Genomic DNA, 13817 nt, shown 5'->3' with positions numbered 1-13817 from the left:
AGCCGCCGGCTGGGTAGGGTCGCGGCATGGCTACGGCGGACAACGACCTGATCGATCCGACCTTCACCGCGCTGCCGTACCGCAAGCTCGCGGACGCCGCCCTCTCCCGCGCCCGTGACCTCGGCGTCACGCACGCCGACTTCCGGTTCGAGCGGGTGCGTTACGAGCACTTCTCCGTCCGGGACGGCCGGCTCCAGGGAGCGGAGAACGTCGAGGACCTCGGGTTCGCCGTCCGGGTGGTGCACCAGGGGGCGTGGGGCTTCGCGGCCGGCGTACGGGTGAGCACCGAAGAGGCCGTCCGGCTGGCCGAGGAGGCCGTCGCGGTGGCGATGGTCGCTGCCGGCATGTCGCGCTCCCCCATCGAGCTCGCCGCCGAACCGGTGCACGCCGACGCTGTCTGGCGCTCGGCGTACGAGATCAATCCGTTCGCGGTGCCGCTCTCCGAGAAGACCGGCCTCTTCTGCGACTGGACCGCAGAGCTGCTGCGCGGCGAGTCCGTCGAGCACGCCAGCGGCGGCCTCCAGCAGGTCCAGGAGAACAAGTACTACGCCGACCTCGCCGGGACCTCGACGACCCAGCAGCGAGTCCGGCTGCAACCCCACCTCGAGGTGCACGGTTCCCGCGGCGACGTGTTCGACTCGATGGCCTCGATCGCCCCGCCGGTCGGTCGCGGGTGGGAGTACCTGACCGACGGGGGCTACGACTTCGCCGGGGAGCGCGCCCAGCTGCCGAGCCTGCTGGCCGAGAAGCTCGCGGCCCCGAGCGTCGCGAGCGGGAGGTACGACCTGGTCATCGACCCGACGAACCTCTGGCTGACCATCCACGAGTCGATCGGTCACGCGACCGAGCTCGACCGAGCGCTCGGGTACGAGGCGAACTACGCCGGCACCTCGTTCGCCACCCCCGACAAGCTCGGCACGCTCCAGTACGGGGCCCCGTTCATGCACGTCACCGGCGACCGCACCGCCCCGCACGCCCTGGCGAGCATCGGGTACGACGACGAGGGCGTCGAGACGCAGGGCTGGGACATCGTCAAGGACGGCGTCCTGGTCGGCTACCAGCTCGACCGCCCGATGGCCGCTGCGTTCGGCGAGGCGCTCAACGGTGGCCGCTCCAACGGCTGCGCCTACGCCGACTCTCCTGGCCACATCCCGATCCAGCGGATGGCCAACGTCTCCCTGCAACCGGATCCGGACGGACCCGACACCGCCGGCCTGATCAGCCGGGTCGAGAACGGTCTGTACATCGTCGGCGACCGCTCCTGGTCGATCGACATGCAGCGCTTCAACTTCCAGTTCACGGGGCAGCGTGCCTACGCGATCAAGGACGGCGAGCTCGCCGGGCAGGTGCGCGACTTCGCCTACCAGGGCACGACGACCGAGTTCTGGGGCTCGATGGAGGCCGTCGGCGGCCCGCAGACCTTCGTCCTCGCCGGGGCGTTCAACTGCGGCAAGGCGCAACCCGGGCAGGTGGCTGCGGTGAGTCACGGGTGCCCGAGCGCCCTGTTCCGCGACGTACGGGTGCTGAACGTCAACGACGAAGGTGAGGACAGCTGATGGTCGCGGCACTCCCCCAGGACCTGGTCGAGCGCGGTCTGGCCGCCTCCACGTCGGACGCGTGCATCGTGATCGCCCAGGACTCGACCGGGGTGAACCTGCGCTGGGCCAACAACACCCTGACCACGAACGGGGTGATGCACAGCGTCTCGGTCACCGTGATCGCGTTCCAGGGTGACGGCAACGCCTCGCTGAGCGCCGCGGTGTCCACACCGGAGCAGGTCGAGCGGTTGGTCGGGCTGACCGATGCAGCAGCCCGGGACGCGGATCCGGCGTCCGACCGGGCCGAGCTGCTCGCAGATGTCACCTCCGCCGACTGGGACCAGGCGCCGGGGAGCACGTCGATCGAGGTGTTCCGCGCGTTCAGCACGGCGCTCGGTGAGGAGTTCGGCGCCGCCGAGAGCGCCGGCCGGATCCTCTACGGGTTCGTGAGTCACGACGTCACCACCACCTACCTCGGATCGAGCACCGGGCTCCGGCTGCGGCACGAGCAGCCGACCGGCCACTACGGCTGCACCGGCAAGAACGCCGCGCTGACCAACAGCGCCTGGGTCGGTGGCGCCACCCGTGACTTCAGCGACGTCGCCGCGGACCGGATGGCCAGCGAGCTCGCCACCCGTCTCTCCTGGGGTGAACGGCGGATCGACCTGCCGGCGGGGCGCTACGACACGGTGCTGCCGCCGACGGCCGTGGCCGACCTCATGATCGACGCCTACTGGAGCGCCGGCGCCCGCCTGGCGCACGAGGGCGAGACCGTCTACGCGAAGCCCGGCGGCGGCACCCGGATCGGCGAGACGCTCACCAACCCGGCGGTTCGGCTCTTCTCGGACCCCGCGTACCCCGCGCTCCAGTGCGCCCCGTTCGTCGTCGCCAGCGGGTCCTCCAACGAGAGCAGCGTCTACGACAACGGCGTGCCGCTGGAGCCGACCTCGTGGATCGAGAACGGGGTGCTGACCTCGTTGATCCAGACCCGTGAGACAGCGGCGTTGACCGGGCTCCCGACGACTCCGGGGATCGACAACCTGGTGCTCGACGTGGGTGGGACCGGCACCATCGGCGACCTGGTCGGCGACCTGGAGGACGGGCTGCTGCTGACCTGCCTCTGGTACATCCGCGAGGTCGACCCCCAGACGCTCCTGCTCACCGGGCTGACCCGCGACGGGGTCTACCGGGTCGAGGGCGGCGAGATCACCGGCGCGGTCAACAACTTCCGGTTCAACGAGAGCCCCATCGACCTCCTGCGCCGCTACACGGCCGCCTCGGCGACCGTCCCGAGCTTCTCGCGCGAGTGGGGCGACGACTACTTCAGCCGGACCGCAACACCGGCGCTGCGGATCCCCGACTTCAACATGAGCTCGGTCTCGCAAGCCCTCTGAGAACACCTGTGCACTCGGTTACTTAGCAGTAACTAACCACAAGAACAAGGCTCCCTTTCGTGTGACCCAGGCCACTAACGTGCGCGTGGGCCTCGACCGAGGCTCGAGCTCTCACCTCCCAGGAGTCTCTTGTGCTGTCCTCCCGCGGCGTACGCAGGCGCTCACTGACGCGCCTGACGTTCCTCACCCTCGTCACCCTCCCCCTCGCGTTCTTCTCGTTCACCGGCACGGCCGCCCACGCGGACGGTCCCGGGTCCGGGACCCCGTGGGTCATCTCGGTCGGTGACTCCTACATCTCGGGTGAGGCGGGCCGCTGGGCCGGCAACACCAACAACGGCGAGTCGTACCACGACGCCCTCGGCAACACGGCGTACTACGACAACGCCTCCAACACCGCCGAGCAGATCACCCGCTGCCACCGCAGCAAGGCGGCCGAGATCCACATCGGCGGCGGCGTGAACAGCCTCAACCTGGCCTGCTCCGGTGCCACCACGTCGACCGACGCCAGCGGCAGCTACTTCAAGCCCGGTATCGACTTCTACAACTCCGGCGGGAACCAGGGCCAGGCCCTGATGCTGCAGAGCTTCGCGGCGACCCACAACGTGAAGATGGTCGAGGTCAGCATCGGCGGCAACAACTTCCACTTCGCCGACATCGTGACCCAGTGCGTGGCTGACTGGGCCGGGTCGCCGTCGTGGTGGCCGGACTACTGCAAGGACGACAGCGTCGTCACCAACAACATGTCGACCTCCGCGGTGAACTCCCGCCGTGCCGAGATCGCCGGCGCCTTCCAGAACATTCGCACCGCGATGCGCAACGCCGGGTACGCCGACAACGCCTGGACCCTGCTGGTCAGCAACTACATGTCGCCGATCCCGAACGGCTCCGGCTTCCGCTACTCCGAGTCCGGCTACACCCGGCAGAGCACCGGCGGTTGCGGCTTCTGGAACGCCGACGCCGACTACGCCAACGGCACCCTGCTCCCGAAGATCAACCAGACGATCAGCGAGGCGATCACGAACTCGGGGCTGACCAACGTGAAGAGCCTGAACCTGTCGACCGCGTTCAACGGGCGCCGGCTCTGCGAGAACACCGTCGGCCTGATCGAGGAGAAGGGCCTGGCCAACTGGACCAGCGCCGGCGCGGTCGACAAGACCGAGTGGATCAACACGATCCGCACCGTCAGCGCGACCGGCAACTACTACATCCAGGAGTCGCTGCACCCGAACTACTGGGGCGAGAAGGCGCTGCGCAACTGTGTGCGCCAGGCCTGGAACGGCGGTACGCCGAAGAGCGGGACCTGCGTCCGGGGAGCCAACGGCCTCAACGCCAACGGCGAACCGAACATGGTCCTGCAGTAGCAGCCAGGAACGCCTACGGGGCGTCGGGGTACGGCGTCCGGGTGAAACGGAAGGTCGCGCACTCGAGCTCGACCGCCTGCCCGGAGCCGTCCCGGCGGACCTGCAAGGTCTCCCCGAGGAGGTAGCCCTCGGTGCCGCGCCAACTGCCGGCGCGCCCGTGGACTCCTGCCCCATCGGTGAAGACGCCGAGGTCCTCGGGATCGTTGAGGTCGCGGAGCTCCAGCCGGCCGTTGTGCCAGCGCACCGCGTGCGCGCTGTTGCCCCAGAACCAGATCCCGAGGACCTCGGCCACCTCCGGCGGCACCGACACGCTCGGTTCCCAGAGCGGGGTGTCGTTGCGGTCGACACCGTCGCGCAGGTCGCAGGCGAACTGGTCGGTGACCAGACCGGTGGTCGCGTTCGCGAATCCCACGACTCCCCTGCGGGTGGCGCGGTCGACGAACGCGGTGGCCAGGAAGCCCGGCATCGAGCCGGTGTGCCCGACCAGACCGTCCAGCAGGCGCAGGCCGAGCCCGTAGTCGATTCCCGGGGCCCCGGGAATGCACATCCCGGCCAGCGCGTCGGCACCGAGCACCTCGGGGTGCCCGGTGGCCAGGAAGTCGAGCCAGCGAGCGAGGTCGTCCACCGTGCTCCACAGCTGGCCGGCCGGTGCCATCGCACCGGTGTCCGCATGCGGCTCCTCGGTGAGGGTTCCGGTGAAGTGACCGACGCTGTAGCCCTGGGCGTTCGGGACCTGCGGGTGGTAGCTGGTCCTCGTCATCCCCAGCGGCTCCAGCAGGCGCTCCTGGACCAGCTCCCACCAGGTGCGCCCGCGCAGCCGCGCCGCGACCTCGCCGAGCAGGGCGAAGCCGAGGTTGCTGTAGTGGAAGGCCTCGCCGGCGGCGAACACCCGGCCCGACCCGTCGTTGCGCTCCAGCAGTGTAGGGACGTCCACTCCCGGCGAGCGCTCCCACCAGTCCCCGACGGGCTCGGCCTGAAGGCCGGCGGTGTGCGCGAGCAGGTCCCGCAGGCGCGCGTCGCCGTACCCGGCTTCCGGAAGGTGATCACGGACCCGGTCCTCCAGTGCCAACAGCCCGTCCTGCTGGCACTGCAGCACCAGCACCGCGGTCAGGGTCTTGGTGATCGACCCGATCCGGTACTGGGCGTCGAGGTCACCGTGCGCACCCGCCCCGGCTCGCAGCACGACCCGGCCTTCCTCGACCCGGGCGCCCACCACCGACGGCAGCCGACCGAGCCCCTGGGCCCGGTCCACGACCGCCTGCAGGCGTCCCTGCTCGTCCCGTCGGTCCTCGCGGCTCAGGCGAAGGCCTCCGGCGGCGGGCAGGAGCAGACCAGGTTCCGGTCCCCGTACGCCTGGTCGATCCGGTTCACCGGCGGCCAGTACTTATCGGGGTCGAAGCCGTTCGGGAAGACCGCGGTCGCCAGGTCGTAGGGCAGGTCCTGGTTGATCGCGTCCGCGGTGTGCGGGGCTCCGGTGAGCGGGTTCGCCTCGGCGTTCCACTCCCCCGTGGCGACCTTGGTGATCTCGGCGCGGATGGCGATCATCGCCTCGCAGAAGCGGTCGAGCTCGGCGAGGTCCTCGCTCTCGGTCGGCTCCACCATCAGCGTCCCGGCCACCGGGAAGCTCATCGTCGGGGCGTGGAAGCCGTAGTCGATGAGCCGCTTGGCGATGTCGTCGACGCTGACGCCGGTCTCCTTGGAGATCCCGCGGACGTCGAGGATGCACTCGTGCGCGACCAGCCCGTTGTGACCGCGGTAGAGCACCGGGAAGTGCTCGTCGAGACGCGCCGCGACGTAGTTGGCCGCGAGGACCGCGACCGCAGTGGCCCGGGTCAGGCCCTCCGCGCCCATCATCCGCACGTAGGCCCAGGAAATCGGCAGGATGCCGGCCGAACCGTACGGCGCCGCCGAGATCGGACCGATGCCCGCGCGCCTGTCGGCCTCGGGGTGCATCGGGTGCGTCGGCAGGTACGGAGCCAGGTGCTCGCGGACCGCGACCGGGCCGACGCCCGGGCCACCGCCGCCGTGCGGGATGCAGAAGGTCTTGTGCAGGTTCAGGTGGCTGACGTCGCCGCCGAACTTGCCGGGCCGCGCGTGCCCGAGCAGCGCGTTGAAGTTCGCGCCGTCGACGTAGACCTGGCCGCCGTGGCTGTGCACCAGCTCGCAGAGCTCGGTGATGGTGTCCTCGTAGGCCCCGTGGGTCGAGGGGTAGGTCACCATGATCGCGGCGAGGTCGCTCGCGTGCGCCTCCACCTGGGCCCGCAGATCGTCGAGGTCGACCGAACCGTCCTCGGCGGACTTCACGACCACGACCTTCATGCCGGCCATCACGGCCGAGGCCGCGTTGGTGCCGTGCGCGGAGGACGGGATCAGGCAGACGTCGCGGTGGGTGTCCCCGTTGGCCAGGTGGTAGCCGCGGATCGCCAGCAGACCGGCCAGCTCACCCTGGGAGCCCGCGTTCGGCTGGATCGAGACCCGGTCGTACCCGGTGACCTCGGCCAGCCAGCCCTCCAGGTCGGCGACCAAGCGCGCGTAGCCTCCGGCGTCGGCGGCCGGGGCGAACGGGTGCAGGTCAGCGAACCCGGGCAGGCTGATCGGCTCCATCTCGGAGGTCGCGTTGAGCTTCATGGTGCAGGAGCCGAGCGGGATCATGCCCCGGTCCAGCGCGTAGTCGCGGGCCGAGAGCCGACGCAGGTAGCGCAGCATCGAGGTCTCGGACCGGTGGGTGTTGAACACCTCGTGGGTCAGGTACTCCGTGGTGCGCACCAGGCCCTCGGGCAGCACCCGGGCCGGCTCGACGGCCTGCGGGGTCACCCCGAACGCGGTGTGGATCGCGCGCAGCGTGGCCGCGTCCGCGGTCTCGCCGAACGACAGGGCCACCGTGTCGGCGTCGACCCGGCGCAGGTGCACCTCCTCGGCGCGCGCGGCCGCGACGATCTCGTCGGCCCGACCCGGGACCGCGACCTCGAAGGTGTCGAAGAAGGTGTCGGTCCGGACCGTGAAGCCGGCGTTCTGCAGCGAGGCGGCGGTGCGGGCCGCGAGCTCGTGCACCCCGCGCGCGATGGCGCGCAGGCCGTCCGGGCCGTGGTAGACGGCGTACATGGCCGCGGTGACCGCCAGCAGCACCTGCGCGGTGCAGATGTTGGAGGTGGCCCGGTCGCGCCGGATGTGCTGCTCACGGGTCTGCAGCGAGAGCCGGTACGCCGGACGGCCGGACGCGTCGACCGAGACACCGACCAGACGACCCGGCAGGTGGCGTTCCAGGCCGGCGCGGACGCTCATGAAACCGGCGTGCGGGCCGCCGTAGAACAGCGGGACACCGAAGCGCTGCGAGGAACCGACGACCACGTCGGCCCCCAGCGTGCCCGGAGCCTCGATCAGGGTCAGGGCGAGCAGGTCGGAGGCGACCACGGCCAGCGCGCCGCGCTCGTGCGTCGCCTCGATCACCGCGCGCGGGTCGACGATGCGGCCCGAGGTCCCCGGGTACTGGACGAGGACGCCGCAGACGTCGCCGTCCGGCAGGCCGTCGGACAGGTCCGCCACCACGACCTCGATGCTCATCGCCTCCGCGCGGGTGCGGACCACCTCGATGGTCTGCGGCAGCGCGTCGGCGTCGACGACGAACGGGCCGTTCGCCTTCGGCGCAGCGCGGCGCGCGAGGGTCATCGCCTCGGCCGCCGCGGTGCCCTCGTCGAGCAGCGAGGCGTTCGCGGTCGGCAGGCCGGTGAGGTCGGCCACCATCGTCTGGAAGTTGAGCAGTGCCTCGAGACGGCCCTGGCTGATCTCGGGCTGGTACGGCGTGTAGGCCGTGTACCAGCTGGGGTCCTCGAGCACGTTGCGGCGGATCACCGGCGGCGTGATCGTGCCGTGGTAGCCCAGCCCGATCAGGGAGGTCCCGGGGACGTTCGCACCGGCCAGGGCACGCAGCTCGGCCGCGGCCTCGGCCTCCGAGGCGGCCTCCGGCAGCGAGAGCACCTCGCTGGAGCGGATCCGACCGGGGACGGCGGCGTCCATGAGCGCCTCGAGGGAGTCGAAACCGACCACCTTGAGCATCTCCGCGATCGCGGTCTCGTCGGGACCGATGTGGCGGTCGACGAACGCACGTGCGCCGAGGGTCGGGATCGAGGGCTGGTCCGGCATGAGGCTCCCAAAAAGAGTCGCGTGGGTCGCCTCCCCCTCTGTCGGACGGGATGCCCTTCAGAGTTGCCTCGTCCGCACGGTCCTGGCGCCTGAGAGGTTCCGGGGAGGAATTGCCCCTTCGGCGCTCCGGTTCGGTGCCCCCGTGGTGCTGGGGTACCGCCGGAGACTCTCCCGTGCGGGATTGTCAGCAGGTCCAAAAATACCAGCCCCGTCCTGGTCGAGGACCAAGACGGGGCCGGATGAGACTGGAGGAAGCGGAACTAGCCGGAGAGTCGCGCCTGGCGGCGCGCGGCCAGCTCGTCGGAGCTGTCGTGCGAGGGCTGCTCGGCGGTGCGCTCGGACGGGAGCTCGGCCAGCGAGCCCTCGATCTCGCGCCAGACCCCGCCGACGGCGATGCCGAAGACACCCTGACCGCCCTGGAGCAGGTCGATGATCTCGTCGTTGCTGGTGCACTCGTAGACCGAGGCGCCGTCGCTCATGAGGGTGACGCGGGTCAGGTCGTCGGTGCCGCGCTCGCGCAGGTGGTTGACCGCGGTGCGGATCTGCTGCAGCGAGACGCCGGCGTCGAGCAGGCGCTTGATGATCTTGAGCAGCAGGATGTCGCGGAAGCCGTACAGGCGCTGGGTGCCCGAACCGGTCGCGCTGCGCACGGTCGGCTCCACCAGGCCGGTGCGGGCCCAGTAGTCCAGCTGGCGGTAGGTGATGCCGGCGGCGTTGCACGCGGTCGGTCCCCGGTAGCCCAGGTCGTCCGGCAGCGGCGAAACGTCATCGCTGAAGAGCAGACCCTGCTCGTCCGCGGCCTCCGCTGCCTTCTCGGCGGCAAGCACTGCCTGCGCGTCGATCTCGGCAGCGGACTTGCCGTCTCCGTTGTTCGTGCCCACTACGACCTCCAAGTCTCGCTCCGCTGAGCGTAACCCCTGGGGAAGGGTTGGAGGCACGTCTGCGGGGCAGAAGTTGCATCCATGGAGTTACAGCGAAGACACCTGAAAGGTAAACCTCAGGTTGAGGGTTGGTCAAAGACACTCATCGGCGTGTCGCCAACCTTAAATCGCGGGTTGAGAGTTCCCGCTCAGCTCTCGAAGTCCTCGGGCGAGACGTGGTCGAGGAACTCCCGGAACTTCTCGACCTCCTCCTCGCGCTCGTCGGGCACCGCGATGCCCACCTCGTCGAGCAGCCCTTCGGAGCACACGATCCGCGCGCCGGTACGCATCGCGAGCGCGATCGAGTCCGACGGACGGGCGTCGATCTCGGCGCCGGAGTCCAGGACGAGGCTGGCGTAGAACACCCCGTCGGTCATCTCGGTGATCCGGACCTCGGTGAGGGTGTTGCCGGTCGACTCCAGGACGTTCTTGAGCAGGTCGTGGGTCAACGGCCGCGGCGGGATCACGCCCTGCTGGGCGAACGCGATCGCGGTGGCCTCGACGGCACCGATCCAGATGGGCAGGTAGCGCTCGCCCTCCGCCTCGCGCAGCAGCACGATGGGCTGGTTGGACGGCATCTCCACCCGGACTCCGACGACCTCTACCTCGCGCACGGTGCCAGCCTAGACGGTCGTGCCTGGCTCAGCGCATGGACCGCAGGCCCGTGCGGACCAGCGTCGCGTGCAGCTTGAGCGACAGTGCGGCGATGTCCTCGACCGCCTGCGCGGCCCGGCCCTCGGCCCCGTCCTCGCGGCTGCGCCTGATCGGCGAGACGATCTGCTCGACCAGCCCGACCTCCCGGTCCGCCGCGGTCTTGAACGCCCGCAGGTGGCGCGGCTCGATCCCGAACGCGGCCAGCTCGCCGGCCGCCCGGGCGATCACCACGGCGTCGGCGTCGTAGTGCTTGGAACCCGGACGGGTCCGGACCAGGCCGAATCCCTCGAGCTGGACGAGCAGCTCCTCGGTGATCTCCGCCGTTTTCACCAGCTCGCGCCGGGAGATCCGCACGTCGCTGCGGTCACCGCGGAGCAGGTCGGTCGCGGTGGTCGGGTCGCCGAGGACTCCGGCGGGAACCCGGGGTGAGCCGTTCAGCGCCGGCGGCTCGAGGCCGCGGTCGATCGCGTCGAGGTGCTCCTTGATGACCTTCAGCGGCAGGTAGTGGTCCCGCTGCATCCGGATGATGAACCGGAGCCGCTCCATGTCGTCCACCGAGTACTTCCGGTAGCCGGACGGGGTGCGCTCGGGCTCGACGAGTCCCTCGGACTCGAGGAACCGGAGCTTCGACTCCTTGATGTCCTCCTCGGGGAACTCCGCCGAGAGGTCCGCGAGCGCCTGGCCGATGCTCTTGCGGGCGGTCTGCCGCACCTGACTACTCGCCCGTCGCTGCGCTGGCGAAGAAGACCAGGCGGAACTTGCCGATGCGAACCTCGTCGCCGTTCTGCAGCAGCGCGTCGTCGATCCGGTCGCGGTTCACGTAGGTGCCGTTCAGGCTGCCCACGTCGTGGACCCGGAACGAGCCACCCTCGCGGTGGAGCTCCACGTGGCGTCGCGAGACCGTGATGTCGTCGAGGAAGATGTCGCTCTCCGGGTGCCGCCCGGCGCTGACGGTGTCGGTGTCGAGCAGGTACCGGCTCCCGGCGCCCGGGCCGCGCTGCACGATCAGCAGTGCACTCCCCGCCGGCAGTGCGTCCGCAGCTGCCGCGTCGGCCTCGTTCAGGGCGGAGCGGTCCTCCTCGGACTTGCCGGCCACGGCGCCGAAGGTGATCGTCGCGGTGGTCTCCCCCGCGCCAGCGGCAGGTACCTCGCTCTGCTGCGGGAGCGCGCTACCGCACTGCGAGCAGAACCGGGCCTCGTCGCTGTTCTCGCTCCCGCACTGCGAGCAGGTCTGCATGTCCCGCGCCTCCCCTGTCCGTTCCCGAGGTGCCCTCAAGATGTGCTCCGTCAAACCTTCACCTGTCAGTGGAGGTTCATGGTTTCTGCGGCCAACCTATCAGTGCCGCTCAACCGAGGAGGAGCAGAAACTCGGAAGTCCTCCGGGCTTCAGGACCCGACGGTCCCGGCGTACGCAGCGGCGTCCATCAGCTCGGAGGTCGCGCCTCCGTCGGCCACCGCGACCTCGAACAACCAGCCCTCGCCGTACGGGTCGTTGTTGACCAGCTCGGGGGTCGCGTCGAGGGCGTCGTTGCGCGCCACGACCTCACCGGAGACCGGCGAGTAGACGTCCGAGACCGACTTGGTGGACTCGAGCTCGCCGACCGCGTCACCGGCGTTCACCGCGGTGCCGACCTCGGGCAGCTGCACGTAGACGATGTCGCCGAGGGCGTCCTGGGCGTAGTCGGTGATGCCGATCCGGACCGAGCCGGCGGTCTCACCGGGGGTGCGGACCCACTCGTGCTCGGCGGTGTACTTCAGGTCGTCGGGAAACACGCTGCTCCTCAGGAGTTCGGCGGGACTCGGGTCTGGTGGAGGTAAACCTACCGCTGGCCGACGCGACCGGTCAGGGCGACTCGGCGTACCGCGGCTCGACGGCCCGCCGCAGCACGGTGACCTCGATCTTCTGCCGCTTCTTGATCCCGACGTGGGCGTGGTCGGGCCGCAGGTCGTCGACGAACCCGCCCGGGAAGTTCAGAGCGGTGGCCAGGCTGTCCGGATCGCCGATCGCGTCGATCACGAACGGCGCGGTCAGCACCCTGCCGTCGACGTTGATGCCGTTGTCGGCGGTCTCGAACGAGGTCTGCGCCACCACCCGGACGGCGTCGTTGATCTCCATCGCCTCGGCACCGGCGTCGCGCAGCTCCTCGATGCCGTCCAGCAGGTTGTTGAGCGTGAGCTGGCCGTCCTCCGCCACGGTGACGGTGATCCGTACTCCCGGTCCCGTCGCCGTGGACGTACCGGCCAGGATCCCGAGGGTGACGAGCTCGTCGCGGGCCTGCTTGAGGGCCGCCGCGGTCTTGTCGTTGTTGTCCTTGAGCGAGTCCCGGGTGTTCTGCAGGTCGCGGATGTCCTGCTCGTTGCGCCGCGAGGCCGCCTGGAGGCCGTTGAGCGCCTGGACGAGGTCGGCCTGGCGCATGCCGGCGTACTCGTCGTCGCTGCCGGCCAGCCGTACCTGGGTGACGCCGGCGATGCCGAGGATGACCAGGAGCACCGCCGCCGAGACCTGGCCGCGGCCGGGGTGCAGCAGCGCGCGACGGATCAGCTGGTACGCGCTCGGGGCTGGTGCGGTGGGTTCGGCCGTCGGTTCGGTGGCCGCTGCGTCAGGCTCGCTCATGCGTGGAACACATGTCGTCTGATGGCGGCGACGTTCGCGAAGATGCGGATCCCGAGGACGACGATGACGCCGGTGGAGAGCTGCGCGCCGACGCCGAGCTTGTCGCCGAGGAACACGATCAGTGCCGCGATGAAGACGTTGCTGACGAACGAGACCACGAAGACCTTGTCGTCGAACAACCCGTCGAGGAACGCCCGCAGCGCGCCGAAGACAGCGTCCAGCGCGGCCACGACGGCGATCGGCAGGTAGGGCTCCATCCCGATCGGGACGTCCGGCTTGAGGAACAGTCCGAGCGCGACGCCCACGAGCAACCCGATGATCGCGATCACGATGTTCCCTTTCCGCCGGACCCGACGCGGTCCGGTTCGTCCTCGTCGACGTAGCGGAGGTCGGGCACCTCGGCGCCCGGCAGCCGAAGCGACTTCTTGGTGGTCATCGAGTAGTCGAGACCGACCTCGCTGACCAGATCCAACCACGCCTGCCCGGTCGTCGTGTTGCCGAACCGCGTGGGCAACGTCTTCGGGTCACCGATGGCCAGGATCTTGTACGGCCGGCTCAGCGAGGTGTAGTTCACGGTGATCGCGCTGCCGGCGTGCCGAATCGCGGAGAGCGTGGTGAGCCGCTCGCCGTTGATCGAGATCGCCTCGGCCCCGGCATGCCAGAGCCCGTTGACCAGCTTCTGCAGGTCGCTGTCGAGCACCCGGTTGCGGTCGCTCTCCGCGTCGGGGGCGTCGTCCGCGATCACCTGCACCCCGGGACCGGTCGCCGGGCCGATGCCGCTGCGCAGGCTGAGTCGGGTCACGTCGGCGAGCAGACCCCCGGCGTCCTGGTTGCCGCGCAGCAGCGCGGACTCCAGCTGCTGGGTCTGCTTGGTCAGCGCCGCGATGCTGGTGCGCTGGGAGTCCAGCAGCGCACGCCGGTCCTTCACCTGCTCGATGAGCGCCCGGCGCTCCTTCTCCTCCGAGACGCTGTCCTGGGACGTCTGCACGGCAGCGGTCACCGCGAGGATCGCGAAGACCGCGAGCACGACGCCGGCAGACCTGCCGACCTTGCGCGGCCGTGTGGCCGGGTCGGTGCCGCGTCGCTCCGCGGCAAGGGCGTAGTCCTCGTCGATCGCGTGCGCGTTGATGTACGGCAGCAGGCCCATCGTGACCCGCTCGGGCAGCACCCGGGTCTGCTCCTCCTCGGCCACGACC

13 protein-coding genes and 1 riboswitch are annotated in these 13817 nt (G+C 70.2%); of the genes, 3 read left to right on the top strand and 10 right to left on the bottom strand.

All coding sequences use genetic code 11. The features are described from left to right. The first annotated feature begins 26 nt into the window (after positions 1–26). The 3 genes from EFL95_RS09935 to EFL95_RS09925 all read left to right on the top strand — a co-directional run bounded on the left by EFL95_RS09935 (position 27) and on the right by EFL95_RS09925 (position 4293). Complete coding sequence (locus EFL95_RS09935) at positions 27–1556, top strand: TldD/PmbA family protein (RefSeq protein ID WP_123233811.1); 1530 nt, start codon at positions 27–29, stop codon at positions 1554–1556. Continuing rightward, positions 1556–2932, top strand: a complete 1377-nt coding sequence (locus tag EFL95_RS09930) for a metallopeptidase TldD-related protein (RefSeq protein WP_123233810.1) — start codon at positions 1556–1558, stop codon at positions 2930–2932. Before EFL95_RS09935 ends, EFL95_RS09930 begins: the two co-directional genes overlap by 1 nt. Positions 2933–3063: 131 nt before the next feature. After that, complete coding sequence (locus tag EFL95_RS09925; RefSeq protein WP_221176361.1) at positions 3064–4293, top strand: SGNH/GDSL hydrolase family protein; 1230 nt, start codon at positions 3064–3066, stop codon at positions 4291–4293. A gap of 13 nt (positions 4294–4306) precedes the next feature. On the opposite strand, the gene EFL95_RS09920 is transcribed toward EFL95_RS09925, so the two are convergent. The 10 genes from EFL95_RS09920 to EFL95_RS09875 form a co-directional block, all read right to left on the bottom strand. Next, positions 4307–5545 carry a serine hydrolase domain-containing protein gene (locus EFL95_RS09920; protein WP_183407120.1) on the bottom strand — a complete coding sequence of 413 codons (1239 nt, stop codon included), beginning with the start codon at positions 5543–5545 and terminating at the stop codon, positions 4307–4309. 44 nt (positions 5546–5589) lie between these two features. Then, on the bottom strand, positions 5590–8433 hold the full coding sequence (gene gcvP, locus EFL95_RS09915; protein ID WP_123233808.1) for an aminomethyl-transferring glycine dehydrogenase: 2844 nt from the start codon (positions 8431–8433) through the stop codon (positions 5590–5592). A gap of 67 nt (positions 8434–8500) precedes the next feature. After that, a riboswitch (glycine riboswitch) is annotated at positions 8501–8617 on the bottom strand. Between the two features lie 76 nt (positions 8618–8693). After that, positions 8694–9275 carry a MerR family transcriptional regulator gene (locus tag EFL95_RS09910; protein ID WP_281272227.1) on the bottom strand — a complete coding sequence of 194 codons (582 nt, stop codon included), beginning with the start codon at positions 9273–9275 and terminating at the stop codon, positions 8694–8696. A gap of 227 nt (positions 9276–9502) precedes the next feature. Then, entirely contained in the window at positions 9503–9967 is a 465-nt protein-coding gene (locus EFL95_RS09905) for a bifunctional nuclease family protein (RefSeq protein WP_123233806.1), read from the bottom strand. A gap of 28 nt (positions 9968–9995) precedes the next feature. Beyond that, positions 9996–10718: a transcriptional regulator FtsR gene (gene ftsR, locus EFL95_RS09900; RefSeq protein ID WP_123233805.1), complete on the bottom strand. Its 723-nt coding sequence runs from the start codon at positions 10716–10718 to the stop codon at positions 9996–9998. Positions 10719–10722: 4 nt separating this feature from the next. Continuing rightward, complete coding sequence (locus tag EFL95_RS09895) at positions 10723–11244, bottom strand: double zinc ribbon and FHA domain-containing protein (RefSeq protein WP_123233804.1); 522 nt, start codon at positions 11242–11244, stop codon at positions 10723–10725. Positions 11245–11393: 149 nt separating this feature from the next. Beyond that, on the bottom strand, positions 11394–11780 hold the full coding sequence (gene gcvH / locus EFL95_RS09890) for a glycine cleavage system protein GcvH (protein WP_123233803.1): 387 nt from the start codon (positions 11778–11780) through the stop codon (positions 11394–11396). Positions 11781–11850: 70 nt separating this feature from the next. Next, a complete protein-coding gene (locus EFL95_RS09885) occupies positions 11851–12621 on the bottom strand; it encodes a DUF881 domain-containing protein (RefSeq protein ID WP_123233802.1) in 771 nt (256 codons plus the stop codon). Then, positions 12618–12950 (bottom strand): small basic family protein, encoded by a 333-nt coding sequence (locus tag EFL95_RS09880; protein WP_123233801.1) that lies wholly within the window; start codon positions 12948–12950, stop codon positions 12618–12620. The genes EFL95_RS09885 and EFL95_RS09880 overlap by 4 nt, the downstream gene beginning before the upstream one ends. Then, positions 12947–13813: a DUF881 domain-containing protein gene (locus EFL95_RS09875; protein WP_123233800.1), complete on the bottom strand. Its 867-nt coding sequence runs from the start codon at positions 13811–13813 to the stop codon at positions 12947–12949. Before EFL95_RS09875 ends, EFL95_RS09880 begins: the two co-directional genes overlap by 4 nt. Positions 13814–13817: the final 4 nt, after the last annotated feature.

The sequence above is a fragment of the Nocardioides marmorisolisilvae genome (assembly GCF_003725775.1).
Taxonomy (GTDB): Bacteria; Actinomycetota; Actinomycetes; order Propionibacteriales; family Nocardioidaceae; genus Marmoricola; species Marmoricola marmorisolisilvae.
This window is presented reverse-complemented; position numbering and strand designations above follow the sequence as displayed.